General features: G+C 64.4%; 17 protein-coding genes and 4 tRNA genes. 15 read left to right on the forward strand and 6 right to left on the reverse strand.

What is annotated here, in order from left to right; all coding sequences use genetic code 11:
* Window positions 1-429 carry a SufE family protein gene (locus E3T35_RS00855; RefSeq protein ID WP_241987609.1) on the reverse strand — a complete coding sequence of 143 codons (429 nt, stop codon included), beginning with the start codon at window positions 427-429 and terminating at the stop codon, window positions 1-3.
* Window positions 426-1,331: a sulfurtransferase gene (locus tag E3T35_RS00860; protein WP_134377628.1), complete on the reverse strand. Its 906-nt coding sequence runs from the start codon at window positions 1,329-1,331 to the stop codon at window positions 426-428. The genes E3T35_RS00855 and E3T35_RS00860 overlap by 4 nt, the downstream gene beginning before the upstream one ends.
* Before the next feature lie 134 nt (window positions 1,332-1,465).
* Between E3T35_RS00860 and zapE the strand changes: the two genes are divergently transcribed.
* Together zapE and E3T35_RS00870 are read left to right on the forward strand one after the other, a co-directional pair.
* A complete protein-coding gene (gene zapE / locus E3T35_RS00865) occupies window positions 1,466-2,518 on the forward strand; it encodes a cell division protein ZapE (protein ID WP_134344051.1) in 1,053 nt (350 codons plus the stop codon).
* 156 nt (window positions 2,519-2,674) lie between these two features.
* The gene (locus E3T35_RS00870; protein ID WP_134344050.1) at window positions 2,675-3,901 is read left to right on the forward strand and encodes an ammonium transporter; all 1,227 of its coding nucleotides are present in this window, start codon (window positions 2,675-2,677) and stop codon (window positions 3,899-3,901) included.
* Window positions 3,902-4,026: 125 nt separating this feature from the next.
* Here the strand turns inward: E3T35_RS00870 and E3T35_RS00875 are convergent, their stop codons facing one another.
* Window positions 4,027-5,208, reverse strand: a complete 1,182-nt coding sequence (locus tag E3T35_RS00875) for a MarP family serine protease (RefSeq protein ID WP_134377629.1) — start codon at window positions 5,206-5,208, stop codon at window positions 4,027-4,029.
* Window positions 5,209-5,374: 166 nt separating this feature from the next.
* Between E3T35_RS00875 and E3T35_RS00880 the strand changes: the two genes are divergently transcribed.
* On the forward strand, window positions 5,375-6,106 hold the full coding sequence (locus tag E3T35_RS00880; protein ID WP_092340019.1) for a YqjF family protein: 732 nt from the start codon (window positions 5,375-5,377) through the stop codon (window positions 6,104-6,106).
* A gap of 20 nt (window positions 6,107-6,126) precedes the next feature.
* Here E3T35_RS00880 and E3T35_RS00885 read toward each other — a convergent pair whose 3' ends face one another.
* The 3 genes from E3T35_RS00885 to E3T35_RS00895 form a co-directional block, all read right to left on the reverse strand.
* Entirely contained in the window at window positions 6,127-6,771 is a 645-nt protein-coding gene (locus E3T35_RS00885; RefSeq protein ID WP_134344048.1) for an SDR family oxidoreductase, read from the reverse strand.
* A 36-nt stretch (window positions 6,772-6,807) separates the two neighbouring features.
* Window positions 6,808-7,521 carry a M50 family metallopeptidase gene (locus E3T35_RS00890; protein ID WP_134377630.1) on the reverse strand — a complete coding sequence of 238 codons (714 nt, stop codon included), beginning with the start codon at window positions 7,519-7,521 and terminating at the stop codon, window positions 6,808-6,810.
* A gap of 96 nt (window positions 7,522-7,617) precedes the next feature.
* Window positions 7,618-7,693 (reverse strand) — tRNA-Val (locus E3T35_RS00895).
* Between the two features lie 442 nt (window positions 7,694-8,135).
* On the opposite strand from E3T35_RS00895, the gene E3T35_RS00900 reads away from it, so the two are divergent.
* The 12 genes from E3T35_RS00900 (at window position 8,136) to ruvB (ending at window position 16,774) form a co-directional block, all read left to right on the forward strand.
* Window positions 8,136-8,207, forward strand: a tRNA-Gly gene (locus E3T35_RS00900).
* Between the two features lie 73 nt (window positions 8,208-8,280).
* Window positions 8,281-8,354 (forward strand) — tRNA-Cys (locus tag E3T35_RS00905).
* Window positions 8,355-8,414: 60 nt separating this feature from the next.
* Window positions 8,415-8,486, forward strand: a tRNA-Val gene (locus E3T35_RS00910).
* 202 nt (window positions 8,487-8,688) lie between these two features.
* On the forward strand, window positions 8,689-10,674 hold the full coding sequence (thrS, locus tag E3T35_RS00915) for a threonine--tRNA ligase (RefSeq protein ID WP_241988698.1): 1,986 nt from the start codon (window positions 8,689-8,691) through the stop codon (window positions 10,672-10,674).
* A 10-nt stretch (window positions 10,675-10,684) separates the two neighbouring features.
* The gene (locus E3T35_RS00920) at window positions 10,685-11,293 is read left to right on the forward strand and encodes an HIT domain-containing protein (protein WP_370449290.1); all 609 of its coding nucleotides are present in this window, start codon (window positions 10,685-10,687) and stop codon (window positions 11,291-11,293) included.
* A 102-nt stretch (window positions 11,294-11,395) separates the two neighbouring features.
* On the forward strand, window positions 11,396-12,298 hold the full coding sequence (gene pdxS, locus E3T35_RS00925; RefSeq protein ID WP_134344045.1) for a pyridoxal 5'-phosphate synthase lyase subunit PdxS: 903 nt from the start codon (window positions 11,396-11,398) through the stop codon (window positions 12,296-12,298).
* A 26-nt stretch (window positions 12,299-12,324) separates the two neighbouring features.
* Window positions 12,325-12,951: a pyridoxal 5'-phosphate synthase glutaminase subunit PdxT gene (gene pdxT / locus E3T35_RS00930; RefSeq protein WP_134344405.1), complete on the forward strand. Its 627-nt coding sequence runs from the start codon at window positions 12,325-12,327 to the stop codon at window positions 12,949-12,951.
* A gap of 74 nt (window positions 12,952-13,025) precedes the next feature.
* Window positions 13,026-13,580 carry a DUF1697 domain-containing protein gene (locus E3T35_RS00935; protein WP_134377632.1) on the forward strand — a complete coding sequence of 185 codons (555 nt, stop codon included), beginning with the start codon at window positions 13,026-13,028 and terminating at the stop codon, window positions 13,578-13,580.
* Window positions 13,581-13,655: 75 nt separating this feature from the next.
* The gene (locus E3T35_RS00940) at window positions 13,656-14,420 is read left to right on the forward strand and encodes a YebC/PmpR family DNA-binding transcriptional regulator (protein ID WP_092340026.1); all 765 of its coding nucleotides are present in this window, start codon (window positions 13,656-13,658) and stop codon (window positions 14,418-14,420) included.
* A gap of 4 nt (window positions 14,421-14,424) precedes the next feature.
* Window positions 14,425-15,051 carry a crossover junction endodeoxyribonuclease RuvC gene (gene ruvC / locus E3T35_RS00945; RefSeq protein WP_092340027.1) on the forward strand — a complete coding sequence of 209 codons (627 nt, stop codon included), beginning with the start codon at window positions 14,425-14,427 and terminating at the stop codon, window positions 15,049-15,051.
* Complete coding sequence (gene ruvA, locus E3T35_RS00950) at window positions 15,048-15,713, forward strand: Holliday junction branch migration protein RuvA (RefSeq protein WP_134377633.1); 666 nt, start codon at window positions 15,048-15,050, stop codon at window positions 15,711-15,713. The genes ruvC and ruvA overlap by 4 nt, the downstream gene beginning before the upstream one ends.
* Window positions 15,710-16,774 carry a Holliday junction branch migration DNA helicase RuvB gene (gene ruvB, locus E3T35_RS00955; protein ID WP_134377634.1) on the forward strand — a complete coding sequence of 355 codons (1,065 nt, stop codon included), beginning with the start codon at window positions 15,710-15,712 and terminating at the stop codon, window positions 16,772-16,774. The genes ruvA and ruvB overlap by 4 nt, the downstream gene beginning before the upstream one ends.
* Window positions 16,775-16,806 lie beyond the last annotated feature (32 nt).

A 16,806-nucleotide genomic window follows, 5' to 3' on the forward strand; every position in this document is an offset into this window, starting at 1 on the left:
TCAGGCGGCGAGGCGATCCCGGAGCTGACGTTTGGCCCGGCCGAGCATCGCGCTCATGCCGCGCAGGCGCAGCGGAGACACTGCCTCGCTCAGACCGATCGACTGCGAATAGTCGTCGGGAACGGCCAGCACCTCCTCGGCGCTAAGGCCGTCCAGGCCCTGGGCCAGGATCGACGCGAACCCGCGGGTGGTCGGCGACTCTCGCGGTGCTGTCGCGTGCAGGTGAAACGCGCCGTCGGCATCCACTTCGACGAAGATGAACACCGGGGACTGGCATTCAACGACTCGTTCGAGCAGATCGGGGTGGTCCTGAAATTTCTGCGGAAGTTCGGGCAACTCGTTGGCGAATTCCAGCAGCAGGAGCAAACGGTCCTTCTGCTCGAGCGCGAGAAAGTCCTCGCGAATCTCATTCAGCAGGTCCGTGCTCACGGGCGCGGCGCCGGTGCAGTTCCGGGCGCGCTGCCGACCGCGATCGGCACGGCCACGGCGTTGCCCCATTCGGTCCAGGAACCGTCGTAGTTGCGCACGTTGTCGAAGCCGAGCAGGTGGGTCAGCACGAACCAGGTGTGGCTCGACCGCTCGCCGATGCGGCAATAGGCGATCACGTCGTCGCCCGCGGCGAGTCCAGCTTCGCCTAGGTAGATGCCGTCGAGTTCGGAGCGGGTACGAAAAGTGGAGTCGGTGGCCGCGGCCCTGGCCCACGGGACGGAGGCGGCGGAAGGAATATGGCCGCCGCGCAGGGCGCCCTCTTCGGGGTAGGCGGGCATCGTCGTGCGGGCGCCGCTGTATTCCTCGTCGGAGCGCACGTCGATGAGCGGGTTACCGAAGTGAGCGAGAACATCCGCTTTGAACGCACGAATCGGGGCATCATTACGCTCGATCACGGGGTAATCTGTGGGGGTGACCGGGGATGCCTTCGTGGTGATCTCGCGGTCTTCGGCGAGCCACTTGGTGCGTCCGCCGTCGAGCAGGCGAACATCGTCGTGGCCGAACAGGGTGAACACCCAGAGGGCATAGGCGGCCCACCAGTTGCTCTTGTCGCCATAGATGACGACCGTGCTGTCGCGGGTGATGCCCTTGCTGGTCATGAGCGCGGAGAAGGCAGCACCGTCGATGTAGTCACGGTTGACCTTGTCGTTGAGGTCGGTGTGCCAGTCGATCTTCACCGAGCCGGGGATGTGCCCCACCTCGTAGAGCAAAACGTCTTCGTCGGACTCAACAACGACCAGTCCGGCGTCACCGCGGTGTTCGGCCAGCCATTGGGTCGAAACCAGTTTGGATGGGTGGGCGTAGGCGGCAAACTTTTCGGTCGGGTCGAACGGGGCAGACATGTAACCTCCATGTGGACCGGATGCATACGGATTCGGGTTGACCGCGGATTAGGCTTATCTGGCCCACCACTTAAACTTACGCGGTGCCGGCATCCAGCGCATTCGCAGCAGCAGAACGAGAACGGGCGTTTCCAATGGCACCAGAGGCCCACCAGAAGGCACAGCACACGGTTCCGCAACTGGCCGAACGCACCCCCAGCATCACGGGCCGGGAAATCGTGGCCGAGTTGGTGCCGCCTCCCCAGTTTGAACACGCCTCGTTCGAGAATTACCGGCCCGATCATGACTACCCATCTCAGGTCGCGGCCGTCGAAAAGTTGCAGGAGTTCGTGAATCCGCGGCCGGCCGGGTTCTTCTCTCGTCGCCGCCAGGCCAAGGACGACCTGCCCGGCATCTACCTGGACGGTGGGTTCGGTGTCGGCAAGACGCACCTGCTCGCCGCGCTCTGGCATGCCGCGACCGGCCCAAAATATTTCGGAACTTTCATTGAGTACACGGCTCTGGTGGGGGCGCTGGGCTACCAGGAGACCATCAAGGAGCTGCGCAGCGCGAAGCTCATCTGCATCGACGAGTTCGAGCTCGATGATCCGGGCGACACCATGGTGATGACCCGGTTGCTCGGCGAACTGGTCGCCACCGGCACCCGCGTCGCCGCCACGTCGAACACCCCGCCCAACTCGCTCGGCGAGGGCCGGTTCGCCGCCCAGGACTTTCTGCGCGAGATCTCGGCCATGAGTGCCAACTTCGAGACCCTGCGCATCGACGGCCTCGACTACCGTCGCCGCAATGTCACCGGTCAGGCCGTGGCTGTGGAGCCTGAGGCACGTGAACACCTGGTCAACACGCTGCTCGGGCGCGGTTCCAAGGTCACCGAAGACGATTTCGGATCCCTGATTCGTCACCTCGGCACGGTGCATCCGTCGAAGTACGTCAAGGTCATTCGCGACGTCGAGGTCATCGCCCTGCGCGGCGTTTTCCTGCTGACCGATCAGTCAGACGCCCTGCGGCTGGTGGCGTTCATCGACCGGGTCTACGACGCTGAGATTCCGATCGTCGCCAGTGGGCGCCCACTCAATGAGGTCTTCGACGACGAGATGATGGCAGGCGGGTACCGCAAGAAATACCAGCGCTCCCAGTCGCGCATGGTCGCCCTCACCACGGGAGAACTGCCGCCGCACACCGACTGACCACGAAACCTTGCGTTAACAATTAGCCGATGCTCGTAACCGATGCGAAACACTACGGGACGTTTGTTGTAACACCCACCCCAGATACTTGACTCGTATCCGAGGTAGGTCGCCTCGCGCTACACCCTGCACATTCGAGACGCGTAAGGACAATCTATGGATACCGGAAGCATTGCATGGGGGCTCACAGCCACCGCACTCGTGTTGTTTATGACACCAGGTGTCGCCTTCTTCTACGGCGGACTGGTCAAGGCCAAGAGCGTCATCAGCATGATGATGATGAGCTTCGGCGCGCTGGGCCTGATCAGCGTCCTGTGGATCCTGTACGGCTTCAACATGAGCGCCGTCAACGGACCCACGGAATTCGCTGGTAACCCGTTCTCCGACTTCGGCCTCGGCAAGCTGGCGATGGGCGAGACCGGAAGTATCGACCTTCTCGGCGCCACTTACGGAGCCACCTTCGCTATCATCACGGTCGCCCTCATCAGCGGTGCCGTCGCTGACCGGGCCAAGTTCGGCTCGTGGATGATTTTTGCCGGCGTCTGGGCAACCCTCGTGTACTTCCCCGTCGCAGCCTGGGTCTGGGGCGGTGGCTGGATCATGAAACTCGGTGAGACTCTCGGCCTCGGTGATATCGCTGTGATCGATTACGCCGGTGGTACCGCCGTACATATCAACGCCGGTGCTGCAGCACTCGCTCTCGCCCTGGTACTCGGCAAGCGCGTCGGCTTTCAGAAGGGCATCACCAAGCCGCACAACGTGCCGCTCGTGCTCATCGGCGCCTCCATCCTCTGGTTCGGCTGGTTCGGGTTCAATGCCGGAGCTGAATGGCTCAACGGCCTCGAGAATGTCGGCATCATCGTCGTCAACACCCTGGGTGCCACGGCAGCGGCCATCCTCGGCTGGATGCTCGTCGAGAAGTTCAAGGACGGCAAGGCCACGTCGGTCGGCGCCGCGTCCGGCGCGGTCGCGGGCCTGGTCGCCATCACCCCGGCCTGCGCCAACCTCGAGCCTGGCTGGGCACTGCTGCTCGGTGCCGTCGCCGGTGCCGTCTGCGCCCTTGCCGTCGAACTCAAGTTCAAGTTCGGCTTCGACGACTCGCTCGACGTGGTCGGCATCCACCTCGTCGGTGGCGTCATCGGAACCCTCTACCTCGGCTTCTTTGCCATCGGTACCGGTCTGTTCACCGGCGGTGACCTGAGTCAGCTCCTTGTGCAGGCCATCGCAGCCTTCGCCGTTCTCGCCTACTCCTTCGTTGTTGCCTATGTTCTCGGTTTCGCAATCGAGAAGACCATCGGCTTCCGCATCAAGAACGAAGACGAACTGGCCGGAATCGACACGAGCGTGCACGGCGAAGAGGGCTACGCCCTCGAGCGTGTCTAGCTTCTGACTCCCGCCCGGCTCTCGGGCAACGGGGCGGTACAGAGTTCGGGTTGATCCCGGCTCGGTACCGCCCCTTTTGGGTGCAGGCCCGCTCTACTGTTCTAGGGACGAGCGGATGCCGCGGCTCAGCCGCGAACGCAGGTTCCGGAGGAGACCGGGGCGTCGAGGCTGGGCGCGAGGCTGATGACCGGATGAACCTCTTCGAGCGCGAGGGCATAGCCGACGTTCTCAGTGTTGCTGGCCTTGGCAAAGATGACGCCAACGACCTGACCGGATTCGCTGAGCAGCGGCCCGCCCGATTCGCCCTGCTGCACGTCGGACGCTACGGTGTAGACTTGGCGGGGCGTCGGATCCTGGCCATAAATGTCGGCGACACTGATGGTGCCGATCGAGATGACCTGCGCCGGGTCGGAGACGTACGGACCGCCAAAGGGATACCCGTCGGCGACTGCTCCTTTGCCCGCAGCGAGATTAGCACCGACGGTGAGTGGTGCAGCGCCGAGGCCCGGCACCGAAATGATGGCAAGGTCGTCGACCGGGTCAAAATACACGATCTCCCCGGCCATCGATTCGCCCGCCGGCGTTTCCACGACGGGTTGGCCTACTCCGGCGACCACGTGCGCGTTGGTGATGACGCGGCCGTCAGAGACCACGAAACCGCTGCCGGACTGGCTCTGTCCGCAGGCATAGGCCGTTCCGGTGATGCGCACAACCGACTGCGCGGCCACGGCCAGTGCCGGGCTGCTGGTATCGGCTTCGGCTGCATCCGGTGTCGGTCCGGTGAACGCGTCGACGATGCGCGGCAGCCCCTGCTGCACGGCTACCGAGCGCAGCTCGGCCATCAGTGACTTCACCGGGTCAGGGGTGAGCGAGTCAATACCGGAGACGACAGTGGATGAGGCGATCGCGGGGGAGAGGAAAGGAATACCGAGGGCGCCGATGCTGAAAGCCACCATCGACGCGACCAGGGCGGAGGCGACGGCAGCGAAGGCCGCGCCGAGCACCCGATTGATCGTGCCGAGGGGCGAACGCTTCTTTCGGCGTCCGACCATGCCGCCGGCCGATGTACCGAGAGAGTGGCCAATGAGCACGAGCAGAACGGCGACCGCGATGGTGCCGGGGGTGCGCCACTCCGGGGCGGGAATCCAGCCTCCGACGAGCGGAACCACGAAGAAAGCGGCGATGCCGCCGAGCACTGCTCCGACGATTCCGGTGAGGCTCTGCAGCAGGCCGCTCCGGTAGCCGTTAACGAGGGCAACGAATAAGACCAGAATCAGAAAGAGGTCGAGAACGGTCGAGCCCGGCATTCGTCTCCCTCATCTGGTCTATATCGACGATTCCGTCTTCTTCATGTTTACACAGACCGCCTCCGCGATTGCTGAGCGGGGCGGCCTCGGGGCCCGCATTCCCGGGCGATCAACAGGCGCAGTGGGTGCCCAGCGAGTACCGTGAGACCAGTGAGAGAGGAATTACGTGACGAACGCCGGGGCTTACCCCATTTCAGCGATTGCGCCGCCGCTGGCCGGACGGGCCGTGGCGAGTCAGCGCTGGTCGCACCTTGTATTTCTGCACTGGCGAGTAGATGCTGCGCTGGTCGCGCCGCTCCTGCCGGCCGGCCTGGTGCCCGATGAATACGACGGTTCGAGCTGGGTCGGCCTGATTCCGTTCGTGCTCGATCGCGCGACCATCCTCGGCAGCCCGCCTATCCCATACGTGGGCACCTTCGTCGAAGTGAATGTGCGGCTGTATGCCAAAGACTCCCGGGGCCGTCGCGGTGTCGTGTTCGTGTCGCTCGAGGCGAGCCGCCTCGCGGCCGTATTGGCCGCCCGGGCTCTGTTCTCGCTGCCCTACGTCTGGTCGCGCACCCGCCTCCGGGTGGATTCCGGCCAGTACCGGTACACGTCGACGCGCCACGGTGACGCCACCAGGCGCACCGAGGTCGTAGCTCGCCCTGGAGTTGTCGCCGTGGTCGATGACCCGCTGGCTGACTTTCTGACGGCGCGCTGGGCGCTGTTCACGAGCATCCGTGGTCGCACCGTGCATCTCCGCAACCACCACGAGCCGTGGCCGTTGTACCGTGCCGAGCTCGTGAGCCTCGATGACACCCTGCTGGCCGCGGCCAGTTTCGCTGGCTTAGCCGATCGCGCGCCGGATTCCGTGCTCTATTCGCCCGGCGTCACGACCTGGTTCGGTCGCGGCACCTGACTCTGGATCTGAGCCCCGGACTAACCGGCGATGGCGTCGATGATCGGCACGTCGCCGTCGGTGAATTCGATGAATTTGCCCACGGTGTTGTCGTTGGCCAGCACGGCGGCGGCTACGAGTGCCACGTTCTCGCGTGACGTCGTGCCGGAGGCGTCGGCACCAACCGTGATGGCGCCGGTCGCGGCGTCCAGGGTCAGCGCGCTCGGGCCGAGAATGGTCCAGTTTAGCGACGTAGCGCGCAGGTAGTCGTCTGCTGCGGCCTTGGCCTCGTAGTAGGCGAACATGCCGTCGTCGGGGGAGGCTCCATGGTCGGCGCGTGACCCTTTATAGGACACCATGATGTAACGGTAGATGCCGGTCTGCGCGGCCGCATTGATCGAGCGGATGGCCGCGTCCCGGTCGACCGCGTAGGTCCGGTCAGCGCTGCCTCCTCCCGCGCCCGCCGACCAGACCACAGCGTCGTGCCCGGCCAGTGCAGTAGCGAGCTGGTCTGTGGTCAGATTCTCGACATCCGCTACGACCGGCGTAGCACCGGTCGCGCTCACGTCGGCGGCGTGCTCGGGGTTGCGAATAAGCGAGCTGACGTCGTGGCCGTCAGCCGTCAGCAAACGGGCAAGGTGGAGGGCAACTTTTCCGTGCCCGCCGATGATGGCAATTTTTGTCATGTCATCAACCTTGCCACGGTTGGCTGCGTACGGTACTCAGATTTGGATGAAGCCGAGCAGGCGCGCGCTGAAAGCCAGACAGCCCACCTGCACGACGACGAAAACGACTACCCAGACGATCCCCGGAATATGGGTGAGCCTCGCAAGCTGGTCGGCATCCGATGAGGAACCAGCCCGGCGCGACCGGGATTGCTGCAGCTCCAGCGACGTTCGCAGCGAACCGAGGAGCAGAAACACCGTGACCAGCAATGCAAAAATCCCCTGCACCTGGGGGGAGCCAAACCAAGAGACACCGAAAACCACGGCGCCGGTCACGGCCACCGACCAGAGTCCGAACCAGTTGCGAATCTGCACGAGCAGCAGGGCCAACAGCACCAGGAGTACCCAGAGCAGGCCCACGTCGTAGCCGAGGCTGAGCAGCCAGGCGGCGCCCAAACCGAGCAGCGCAGCGGCCGGGTAGCCGGCCAGCAGGGTGAAGATCATGCCCGGTCCGCTCGGTCGCCCTCGACTCACCGTGAGCCCTGACGTGTCCGAATGCAATCGGATGCCGCCCAGCCGCCGCCCGCAGAGCAGCGCGACGACGCCGTGGCCGCCCTCGTGCACGATGGTGACGGCGTGACGGGCGAGGCGCCACACCGGCGGAAACAGCACGATCACGGCGGCCGCTGCAACGGTCAGCCACGCGACTATCGGTTCCAATCCGGCATGCGGTGTCGTCATGCGGAGCCAGATGTCAAGAAGCACGTCCATGTCTCTCAGACTAGGTTGCCCCAGGCCGCTCTCCCCGCTCTCGTGTACGCAGGGGGCAGGTAACGCAAAAAACCCCCTCGTGAAAGGGGGTTTTCGTGGTGGGCGATGCGGGACTTGAACCCACGACCTCTTCCGTGTGAAGGAAGCGCGCTACCAGCTGCGCCAATCGCCCAATTGCAGTCGCAGGGAAACCGAAGTTTGCCTTGCGACTTTTGATACTAGCCCAGACTGGAGTGTCGCCGCACATCGACCCCGAGCCGGGTGTGGCGCGTGCGCCCCTGGCCCGGTGAAGGCCGTCTTTCGGGCGCGGTCGACCACAACTTTCGGGCGCGCGGGAGCTACGTCGCTGCGCGCGAAGCGGAACTGGTGCGCAGCGGCGCAGCTCCAGCGCCTCGCATTACGCGGGTATTGCGGCCAGGACCGCACGCGCGCGTACTGGCCTAAGTCCCGCGTACTGACGCAACTCCAGTGCCGGTCCGGAGGCGATCTCAGGGGCAACCGGGCCGCCCCGACCCCGCCCGCACCACACGGCGCAACACGCCGTAGACGGCTCGGTTTGGTTTCCGTCTTGCTATTCAGCTAGAGTCTCTGAGTACGCAGAAATGCGGACAGTTGCGGATGTGGCGCAGTGGTAGCGCATCACCTTGCCAAGGTGAGGGTCGCGAGTTCGAATCTCGTCATCCGCTCAAATGAACTGGAATCGGCCAATTGGCCGGTTCCAATTCGTTTGGTATGAACCCATATGGTGTGAACCCACATGGTGGATTGGCCGAGAGGCGAGGCAGCGGCCTGCAAAGCCGTTAACACGGGTTCGAATCCCGTATCCACCTCCATTCTTTGAGCACGTCCTAAAGATGAGCATGTACGAGAGAATGAGCACTTCCCAGAATCTTGGGCGATTGGCGCAGCGGTAGCGCGCTTCCCTGACACGGAAGAGGTCACTGGTTCGATCCCAGTATCGCCCACAGAGCAGTTCCCACAGAAACCCCGGTTCGCCGGGGTTTTTTTGTACCCAAACCGCACCGGTGCACGAACGCACGCCCCGTCTCGATGCCGACCGACGAACAACCCCGCGCGCGCCGCTAAAGTTGACGGGTAGGCAATCAATAGGGAGTTATACACGTGGCTGACGGCTTTGCGCTTTTCACCGATCGATCTGTTGTCGCGATGCGCGTCAACGGTGAGTTGAAAGATCTGGCGGCCACCGTGTTGCCGACGGATGCTGTCGAACCGGTCAGCATAAATTCTCCCGACGGCCTCAACATTTTGCGCCACTCCGCCACCCACGTGCTGGCCCAGGCCGTGCAGACCGTCAACCCGGCCGCCCGCCTCGGCATCGGCCCGTTCGTCACCGACGGTTTCTACTACGACTTCGACGTGGCCGACCCGTTCACGCCCGACGACATCAAGGCACTCGAAAAGGCGATGGACCGCATCATCCGCCAGGGCCAGCGTTTCGTGCGCCGCGTAGTCACCCACGATGAGGCACGCGCCGAGCTGGCTACCGAACCGTACAAGCTTGAGCTCATCGGCATCAAGGGCGGCCCCGGGGAGGGCGGCGAGGCTGCCGCCAACAACAGTCCGACGGCCGACGAAGAATCGGTCGAGGTCGGCGGTGCCGAACTCACCATCTACGACAACGTCGATGCGAAGACGGGGGAGACGGTCTGGAAGGACCTCTGCCGCGGTCCGCACCTGCCGAACACCCGCATGATCGGCAACGGCTACTCGCTCACCCGCCTGGCCGCAGCGTACTGGCGCGGCTCGGAGAAGAACCCTCAGCTGCAGCGCATCTACGGCACCGCCTGGCCCACCAAAGATGAGCTGCGCGCGTATCAGACCCGTCAGGAAGAGGCTGCCAAGCGCGATCACCGCAAGCTTGGCGCCGAACTCGACCTGTTCAGCTTCCCAGAGGAGATCGGTTCGGGCCTCGCGGTGTTCCACCCCAAGGGCGGCATCATCCGCCAGGAGATGGAGAACTACTCCCGCAAGCGCCACACCGAGGCTGGTTACGACTTCGTCTACTCGCCGCACATCACCAAGTCGACGCTGTTCGAAACCTCGGGCCACCTCGATTGGTACCGCGAGGGCATGTTCCCCCCGATGCACCTCGACGAGGAACGCGACGACACCGGTCATGTCACCCGCCAGGGCGTCGACTACTACCTGAAGCCGATGAACTGCCCATTCCACAACCTCATCTTCAAGTCCAGCGGTCGCAGCTACCGCGAACTGCCGATGCGCTTGTTCGAATTCGGATCGGTCTACCGGTACGAGAAGTCCGGCGTGCTCAACGGCCTTACCCGCGTTCGCGGCATGACGCAGGACGACGCCCACATCTACACCACCAAGGAAGGCATGAAGGAGGAGCTCACCAGCACCCTCAACTTCGTGCTGCAGCTGCTCGCCGACTACGGTCTTCAGGACTACTACCTCGAGCTCTCCACCAAAGACCCAAAAAAGTTCGTCGGCACCGACGAGGCGTGGGAGGAAGCCACCGTAACGCTCCGCGAGGTTGCCGAGGCATCCGGTCTCGATCTGGTCGCCGACCCGGGCGGAGCCGCGTTCTACGGCCCCAAGATCTCGGTGCAGGCCAAGGATGCCATCGGGCGCACCTGGCAGATGTCGACCATCCAGCTCGACTTCAACCTGCCCGAACGGTTCGACCTCGAATACACCGCGAATGACGGCAGCCGCCAGCGCCCGGTCATGATTCACCGCGCCCTGTTCGGCTCGATTGAGCGTTTCTTTGCCGTGCTCACCGAGCACTACGCCGGAGCCTTCCCGGTGTGGCTGGCCCCGGTGCAGGTAGTCGGAATTCCAGTGTCGGAGCAGTACGGCCCCTTCCTCGACGACGTGATCGCCACCCTGAAGAAGGCCGGCGTGCGCGCCGAAGTTGACCATTCTGACGATCGCATGCAGAAGAAGATCCGCACGCACACCAAGGCCAAGGTGCCGTATCAGCTCATCGTGGGCGAAGATGACCAGGCCAACGGCGCGGTCAGCTTTCGCTTTCGCGATGGTACGCAGCAGAACGGGGTGCCGGTAGACGAGGCCGTGCAAATCATCGTGAAGTCGATCGAGAACCGCGCGCAGGTGACCACGACTCCGGTCGCCCCGGTCGCCCCTGCTGTGACCGAAGTGCAGGCGTAGCGTGCCGGCCATTCCCGCAGATCGACTGCGCGGTTCCGACGCCGTCGACGCCGGCGCGGGGGAGACCGCTGCCGAGTTCGCCGGTGTTCCGGATGCCTTTCAACGGCTGTGGACGCCGCATCGGATGGTTTACATCCAGGATGGGCAGCAACCGCACCCCGACGACTGCCCGTTCTGCATCGCGCCGACCCTGGACGATGAGAAGGCGCTGATCGTGGCGCGGGGTACCCACGCCTACGTGCTCCTCAACCTTTTTCCGTACAACAGCGGCCACCTGCTGGTCTGTCCGTATCGGCACGTCGCCACCTACGACCAGGCCACGCCGGAGGAGATCGCCGAAATCGGCGAGTTCACCCAGATCGCCATGCGGGTGCTCACCCAGGTGTCGAACTGTGAAGGCTTCAACATCGGTATGAATCAGGGACGTATCGCCGGGGCCGGCATCGCCGAGCACCTGCACCAGCACATCGTGCCGCGCTGGGCCCTAGACTCGAATTTTTTTCCGATCATCGCCGGCACCAAGGCCATCCCGCGCCTGCTCGGCGACGTGCGTCGGGAAATGGCCGAGGGCTGGCCCGTCGCCGGGGCGTCTACGGCTGCCGCCACAAGCACTCTCTAGCTTTTTTTCACGGCCGGGCGCGTGCTGGTGCGCCCCGGTCCTCGGCTCACACCCACCAGGCTCCGACCAGACCACCACCATGCAAGGAATAGGATCGTAGTTATGACTGAATCAACCTCTGCCGAGCAGTTCGGATCGAGCCGCGTCAAGCGTGGACTCGCCGAAATGCTTAAGGGCGGCGTCATCATGGACGTCGTCACCGCTGCCCAGGCTCGTATTGCTGAAGACGCCGGCGCTGTCGCCGTCATGGCTCTCGAACGCGTTCCCGCCGACATCCGCTCGCAGGGTGGCGTGGCCCGTATGAGCGACCCCGACCTGATCGACAGCATCATCGCCGAGGTCAACATTCCGGTCATGGCGAAGGCTCGCATCGGCCACTTCGTCGAAGCACAGATTCTCGAGGTGCTCGGCGTCGACTACATCGACGAGTCCGAAGTGCTCAGCCCGGCCGACTACATGAACCACATCGACAAGTGGAACTTCACCATTCCCTTCGTCTGTGGCGCTACCAACCTCGGTGAGGCGCTTCGCCGCATCAACGAGGGCGCGGCCATGATTCGATCCAAGGGCGAGGCCGGCACCGGCGACGTCTCCGAAGCCACCAAGCACATCCGCACGATCAACGGCGAGATCAAGCGCCTCACCTCGATGAGCCGTGACGAACTCTATGTCGCCGCCAAGGAACTCCAGGCTCCCTACGAGCTCGTCGCCGAGATCGCCGCCACCGGCAAGCTGCCGGTGGTTCTGTTCACCGCCGGAGGCGTGGCTACCCCGGCCGACGCCGCCATGATGATGCAGCTCGGCGCTGACGGTGTGTTCGTTGGCTCCGGCGTCTTCAAGTCGGGCAACCCCGAACAGCGTGCCGCCGCCATCGTGAAGGCTGTCACCTTCTACGACGACGCCAAGGTCATCGCTGAGGTCTCCCGCGGCCTCGGTGAAGCCATGGTCGGCATCAACGTGTCGGACATCCCCGCCCCGCACCGCCTCGCTGAGCGCGGCTGGTAGCCAGACCGTTCGTGACGATTCTCTCGATGGACACCCGACCGGCAGAGGCTGCTGTACCGGCAGGACTGCGGGTTGGGGTGCTCGCCCTGCAGGGCGATTTTCGTGAGCACGCGCAGGTACTGCGCGAGCTCGGCGCGAACGTCGCCCTGGTGCGCCGTCCGGAAGAATTGCTCCAGGTCGACGGTCTGGTCATTCCGGGCGGCGAATCGAGCGTCATGGACAAGCTCGCCCGTACCTTCGGCCTAGCCGAACCGCTCCGCGCAGCCATCCGCGGCGGGCTGCCCGTCTATGGAACCTGCGCGGGGCTGATCATGCTCGCCGACACGATTCTCGATGGCATGAACGGCCAGCAGAGCCTCGGCGGACTCGACATCGCCGTGCGCCGCAACGCCTTCGGTTCGCAGACCGCTTCCTTCGAGACCGACCTTGACATTGCAGCGCTCGGTGACAAGCCGGTGCACGCGGTGTTCATTCGCGCCCCGGTGGTCGAAACCGTCGGCCCGCTGGCGACCGCCTTGGCCGCCCTCGACGACGGCCGGTGCGTCGCCGTGGAACAGGGAAATCTGCTCGGCACGTCCTTTCACCCTGAGATCACCGGTGAATACCGTTTTCATCAGTATTTCCTGCAGAAACTGGTCGCCGCCGCCCGCTGATGCCAGGCCCAATTGTGCCGGGCGCGCGAGTGTGGCTAGGGTTCAGACATGACTCAGACACCCGGTGGTCAACGATGACCCGATATGTAGCACTGCTCCGTGGCATCAACGTCAACGGCATCACCATCGCCATGGCCAATCTTGCCGACACCTTTCACGACCTCGGTTACACCGACGTCAAAACCGTGCTGGCGAGCGGCAACGTCATCTTCAGCATCGACAGGCCGCTCGTCGACAAAGCGGATGCCGCGGCCCTCAAGGCGCGCATCGAAGCGGCCCTGACCGCCCGGTTCGAGTACGAGGCCTGGATCGTGCTGGTCGACGCCGAATCGCTCGACCGGATCGTGCGTGCCTTTCCCTTCACCGCCGATCATGACGGCTGGCATTCCTATGTCATGTTCTCCTCCGACCCCGGTCATCTCAGTGAACTGGCCGGTCACGCCAAGGAGCTCGAGCCGTCCGACGAACGCATCGAACTCGGCCACGGCGTGCTGTACTGGGAGGTTCGCAAGGCCGTGGGCATCAAGAGCGCCTTTAGCAAGAAGAGCGCCAAGCTCAAGTACCGCGACACGACGACCACCCGCAACCTGCACACGCTGCACAAGCTGCTGGAAGTCACTCCGGGATAGACTGATCCGGCACTAAGCGTGCACCGACTTCGCAGCGCTCACTTAATTTTGACGTAGCACAACAACGGGAGATGTATGTCCGGGCATTCCAAATGGGCCACTACCAAGCACCAGAAGGCGGTCACCGATTCCAGGCGGGCCAAGGCGTTCGCCAAGCTCATCAAGAACATCGAGGTCGCGGCCCGACTGGGCGGCGCTGACCTCTCGGGTAACCCCACGCTGGTTGACGCTATCCAGAAGGCCAAGAAGACCTCGGTCCCCAACGACAACATCGACCGCGCAGTCAAGCGCGGTGCCGGGCTGTCGGGCGAGCAGGTGGACTACACGACGATTATGTACGAGGGCTACGCCACGCACGGTGTCGCGATCATGATCGAGTGCCTCACCGACAACAAGAACCGTGCCGCAGCCGAGGTGCGCACAGCAATGGCCCGCAATGGCGGCGCCATGGCCGATCCGGGCAGTGTCGCCTACAACTTTCACCGCAAGGGCGTCGTTGTGGTCAAGCACCTGCCGACCCTCACCGAAGACGACATCATGCTCGCCGTTCTCGATGCCGGCGCCGAAGAGGTCATCGACGAGGGGGACACTTTCGAGGTCCACTCCTCCGTTGGCGATCTCGTCGCCACCCGCACCGCGCTGCAGGCCGCCGGAATCGACTATGAGTCAGCTGACATCGCGTTCATTCCGTCGCTCAAGATTGAGGTCGACGCCGAAACCGCCCGCAAAGTGTTCCACCTGATCGACGCGATGGAAGACCTCGACGACGTGCAGAACGTGTACTCGAACTACGACCTATCGGCCGAGGTTCAGGCCGCACTCGCAGCCGAGTCCGAGTAGTTCGATGGCGGTCCGGGTTCTCGGCATCGACCCGGGCCTCACCCGCTGCGGTGTGGGCGTGGTCGATGTCGAGGGCAACCGCTCCGCCCGTCTGGTCGATGTGACCGTGCTGCGGAGCGCCGCCGACCTTCCGCTGGAGCGGCGGCTGCTGTTGTTGTCCCAGGGTCTGGAAGAGATGCTCGACCGCCACCGGCCGCAGTTCATCGCCATTGAGCGGGTCTTCGCCCAGCACAACGTGCGCACCGTCATGGGCACAGCGCAGATCAGCGGGGTCGCCCTGCTGCTCGCCGCGCAGCGCGGTCTGCCGGTAACCCTGCACACTCCGAGCGAGGTGAAGGCCGCCATCACCGGTTACGGTGCCGCCGATAAGAAGCAGGTCGGCACCATGGTCGCCCGCATCCTTGGGCTGACCGAGATTCCCAAACCAGCTGACGCAGCGGATGCCCTCGCGCTCGCGATCTGCCACGCCTGGCGCACCGGAGCATCCGGTGGCACCCTGCCGACCGTCGCCTCGGTGAAAGCTGCCACGGTCACGACGGGCGCGCTGACGCCAGCGCAGAGGGCCTGGCGTGCCGCCGAACGTGGGTCGGTGCCAGCAGCGTCAGCGGTGCCCCGTAGTCTTAAGCGGTGATCTCTTCCGTACGTGGCCCTGTCCTTTCAGCTGTCGGCTCAACCGTCGTGATCGAGGTTGGGGGAGTCGGCCTCGGCGTCCAGGTGACGCCAGCCACCGCACTCGGCCTGCGTATCAATGACGAAGCCCGGCTGGTGACCACCCTCATCGTGCGTGAAGATTCGCTCACTCTCTATGGCTTTCCCACTGCCGATGAGCTTGCGGTCTTCGAACTCCTCGTCGGTGTGACCGGTGTGGGTCCCAAGTCCGCCCTGGGCGTGCTCGCGGTGCTCAGCCCCAACCAGATCGCGCAGGCCGTCGCCGGCGACGACGACGGCGCCTTCCGCAAGGTCAGCGGCATCGGACCGAAAACCGCCAAACTCATCGTTCTCTCCCTGGCCGGCAAGCTCGCCGTCACCGCGGCGACGTCTCCAACCCGCGCAGCCCCGGTGACCTCAGTTGCGGCCAGCGTGCAGGCCGCGCTGATCGGCCTCGGCTGGTCGGAGCGCGTGGCGGCCGAGGCCGTCGACGATACCCTCACCGAGTTGGCGGATGTCGCCGGTGACGACGCTGCGCCGCCGGCGGTGGCCGCAGTGCTTCGGTTGGCCCTCGGCCGCCTGGGTCCGGCAGCGCACCACGCCACCGGGTCGGCGGCCGCGAGCAACGGAACGGGGCGCTCATGAGCACTGATCCCGCTGTCGAAAACTCCGCCATCAAACTGGTCAACCCCTCGCTCGAAAGTGAGTCCGAGCTAGCCTTCGAGGGCGCTCTGCGCCCGGCGAGTCTGGCCGAATTCGTCGGCCAGAAAAAGGTACGTGGGCAGTTGCAGCTGCTGCTGACCGCCGCGACCATGCAGAATCGCACGCCAGACCACATCCTCCTGGCTGGCCCTCCCGGCCTCGGTAAAACCACCCTGGCCATGATCGTCGCTTACGAGGGCAACCGCCCGCTGCGCATGTCGAGTGGTCCGGCCATCCAGCACGCCGGCGATCTCGCGGCCGTGCTGTCGTCCCTGGTTCCCGGCGAGGTGCTGTTCATCGATGAAATCCATCGCATGGCACGCTCCGCCGAGGAGATGCTCTACCTCGCTATGGAAGACTTTCGCATCGACATCATGGTGGGAAAGGGTGCTGGCGCCACTTCCGTTCCACTCGACCTGGCCCCATTCACCCTGGTCGGTGCCACGACCCGGTCTGGCCTGCTGCCGAACCCTCTGCGGGACCGTTTCGGTTTCACCGCCCACCTCGAGTTCTACGCCGAGAGCGAGCTCGAACAGGTGTTGGCCCGGGCAGCGCAGCTCATCGAGCTGCCGATCAAGAAGGATGCCCTCGCCGAGATCGCCGGACGGTGCCGTGGCACACCGCGCATCGCGAACCGCCTGCTGCGCCGCGTGCGCGACTATGCGCTCGTGCACGGGGGAGCTGCCGACATCGCCGCGGTGCACGCAGCCCTCGAACTCTACGACGTCGACGCGATCGGCCTCGATCGGCTCGACCGGGAGGTCATGAAGATCATTTTGACTCGTTTTGGCGGCGGACCGGTGGGGCTCAATACCTTGGCCGTGTCGGTGGGGGAAGAGTCCGAAACTGTCGAAGCGGTCGTCGAGCCCTTCCTGGTGCGGATAGGCTTCCTCACGCGCACCCCGCGAGGGCGCGTTGCCACCAGCGCAGCGTGGCAACATTTTGGCCTCGTGCCGCCCCCGGGCTCGACTGCACAGGGCAGTACGACCCTTCTTGACCTATAATTCAATTTGGCCCGCCTGTCTAGAGGCATATT

Origin of the sequence: Cryobacterium sp. TMT1-2-2, assembly GCF_004403505.1 — a bacterium.
Classification (GTDB): domain Bacteria; phylum Actinomycetota; class Actinomycetes; order Actinomycetales; family Microbacteriaceae; genus Cryobacterium; species Cryobacterium flavum.

Bases quoted from the DNA above. Each gene is read 5' to 3' on its own strand.
- E3T35_RS00860 (WP_134377628.1), bottom strand. From the start codon at position 1,331: ATGTCTGCCCCGTTCGACCCGACCGAAAAGTTTGCCGCCTACGCCCAC.
- zapE (WP_134344051.1), top strand. From the start codon at position 1,466: ATGGCACCAGAGGCCCACCAGAAGGCACAGCACACGGTTCCGCAACTG.
- E3T35_RS00870 (WP_134344050.1), top strand. From the start codon at position 2,675: ATGGATACCGGAAGCATTGCATGGGGGCTCACAGCCACCGCACTCGTG.
- E3T35_RS00875 (WP_134377629.1), bottom strand. From the start codon at position 5,208: ATGCCGGGCTCGACCGTTCTCGACCTCTTTCTGATTCTGGTCTTATTC.
- E3T35_RS00885 (WP_134344048.1), bottom strand. From the start codon at position 6,771: ATGACAAAAATTGCCATCATCGGCGGGCACGGAAAAGTTGCCCTCCAC.
- E3T35_RS00890 (WP_134377630.1), bottom strand. From the start codon at position 7,521: ATGGACGTGCTTCTTGACATCTGGCTCCGCATGACGACACCGCATGCC.
- thrS (WP_241988698.1), top strand. From the start codon at position 8,689: ATGCGCGTCAACGGTGAGTTGAAAGATCTGGCGGCCACCGTGTTGCCG.
- pdxS (WP_134344045.1), top strand. From the start codon at position 11,396: ATGACTGAATCAACCTCTGCCGAGCAGTTCGGATCGAGCCGCGTCAAG.
- pdxT (WP_134344405.1), top strand. From the start codon at position 12,325: ATGGACACCCGACCGGCAGAGGCTGCTGTACCGGCAGGACTGCGGGTT.
- E3T35_RS00935 (WP_134377632.1), top strand. From the start codon at position 13,026: ATGACCCGATATGTAGCACTGCTCCGTGGCATCAACGTCAACGGCATC.
- E3T35_RS00940 (WP_092340026.1), top strand. From the start codon at position 13,656: ATGTCCGGGCATTCCAAATGGGCCACTACCAAGCACCAGAAGGCGGTC.
- ruvC (WP_092340027.1), top strand. From the start codon at position 14,425: ATGGCGGTCCGGGTTCTCGGCATCGACCCGGGCCTCACCCGCTGCGGT.
- ruvB (WP_134377634.1), top strand. From the start codon at position 15,710: ATGAGCACTGATCCCGCTGTCGAAAACTCCGCCATCAAACTGGTCAAC.